This window comes from Streptomyces sp. UH6, from assembly GCF_013421635.1.
Taxonomy (GTDB): Bacteria; Actinomycetota; Actinomycetes; order Streptomycetales; family Streptomycetaceae; genus Streptomyces; species Streptomyces abyssomicinicus.
Map to the genome: position 1 here is coordinate 1 of NZ_JACADT010001154.1, position 1639 is coordinate 1639.

General features: G+C 75.7%; 3 protein-coding genes. 2 read left to right on the plus strand and 1 reads right to left on the minus strand.

The genetic code is table 11. The annotated features are described in order from the left end of the window. A partial coding sequence (locus tag HW445_RS30150) for a sensor histidine kinase (protein ID WP_374939723.1) occupies positions 1 to 548 on the plus strand: 548 nt, incomplete at its 5' end. Continuing rightward, a complete protein-coding gene (locus tag HW445_RS30155; RefSeq protein ID WP_180223981.1) occupies positions 545 to 1210 on the plus strand; it encodes a response regulator transcription factor in 666 nt (221 codons plus the stop codon). The genes HW445_RS30150 and HW445_RS30155, both read left to right, overlap by 4 nt. A gap of 26 nt (positions 1211 to 1236) precedes the next feature. Here the strand turns inward: HW445_RS30155 and HW445_RS30160 are convergent. Beyond that, a partial coding sequence (locus HW445_RS30160; protein ID WP_180223982.1) for a DUF1360 domain-containing protein occupies positions 1237 to 1639 on the minus strand: 403 nt, incomplete at its 5' end.

Genomic DNA, 1639 nt, shown 5'->3' on the forward strand with positions numbered 1-1639 from the left:
CGGGGCGGGCGGCCGCGGGCGGTACGTCCTCCCCGGTGTCCTCCTCCACGGTCTCCTCCTCGTCCTCCTCCCCGGCCTCCTCCTCGTCCTCCGCGTCGGCCTTCCCGTCCGCCTCCGCGTCCGGCGACTGGGCCGTCGAGCTGGAGAGGCTCGCCGAGGTCACCACCGCGGCCGGGGTGCGGGTGGACGTCGAGTGGCGGGGCGCCCGCGACGGGCTGCCCCAGGAGGTGGGCGCCGCTGCCTTCCGCATCGTCCAGGAGGCGGTGACCAACGTGCTCCGCCACTCGGGTGCGCGCTCCTGCCAGGTCCGTGTCGACCACCGCGAGGACGCGCTCAGGGTGGAGGTGCGTGACCGGGGGCGTGGTGGCGTACCTCGTCCGGGCCCGGGCTTCGGTCTGACCGGCCTGCGGGAGAGGGCCGTGCTGCTCGGCGGGGACCTCGACGCCGGGCCGTGTCCCGGCGGCGGCTTCCGGGTCGCCGCCCGGGTGCCCTTGGACACGGGAGCGGCCGGACGCGCCCTGGGCGAGAAGGCGGGGGAGAACCGGTGACCGTCCGTCTCCTGCTGGCCGACGACCAGCCGCTGATCCGTGCCGCGCTGCGCATGGTCGCCGCCGGCGCGCCGGACCTCGAGGTGGTGGGAGAGGCGGCGGACGGCGAGGAGGCGGTCCGGCTGGCCGCCGAACTCGCCCCGGACGTGGTGGTGATGGATCTGCGGATGCCCGGCACGGACGGCATCGAGGCCACCCGCCGGATCACCGGCGGGTCCGGCACGTCACGCGTCCTGGTGCTGACCACGTTCGACGACGACGAGTCCGTGTACGGGGCGTTGCGGGCGGGGGCGTCCGGATTCCTCGTCAAGGACATGGACCTCGACGACATCCTGGCCGCGGTCCGGGTGGTCGCGGCGGGGGACGCCCTGATCGCGCCCACCGTCACCGGCCGGCTGATCAAGGAGTTCGCCGCACGGCCCACCGCGCGCACGCCGGGACCCCGGGTGGCGCCGGACCGCATCACCGGCCGGGAGACGGAGGTGCTGACCCTGGTCGGCCGCGGGCTGACCAACACGGAGATCGCCGACCGGCTGCACATCAGCGTGGCCACTGCCAAGACCTACCTGACCCGTCTGCTCTCCAAGCTCGACGCCCGTGACCGGGTGCAGTTGGTGATCATCGCCTACGAGACGGGGCTGGTGACGCCGCCGCGGGAATGAGGCGGCCGGGTGCGGAGCCCGGCGCGTCACTCGTCGCCGGTGGCCTTGCGCACCAGGGCCGCGTACCCCAGCTGGAGCGCGTCGGCCCCGGCCAGCGCGGTCAGGGCCCCCATGGCGGTGCGGGTGGCGCGGGGGGCCAGGAGGAGGCCCGCTGTCAGGGTGGAGGTCACCCATACGCCCGTGCAGAACGGACAGGTCACCAGCTCGCCCACGGTCTCCCGGCGGCTCTCGCGGCGCGCCTCCTCGTGGACTTCGGCGGGGCCTTCCGGGCCGACGTACCGGGTGAACGGGGCGCGCAGCGGGCTGGTCACGGAGGCCTTGCTGAGCAGCCGGCTGAGCCGGAAGGCGGCCACAGAGGTGAGCGCCACGTCCCACGGCTCGGGCCGCTCCGGCAGCGGCCGGCCGCGGCGCCGGACCGCGACGGCCCAG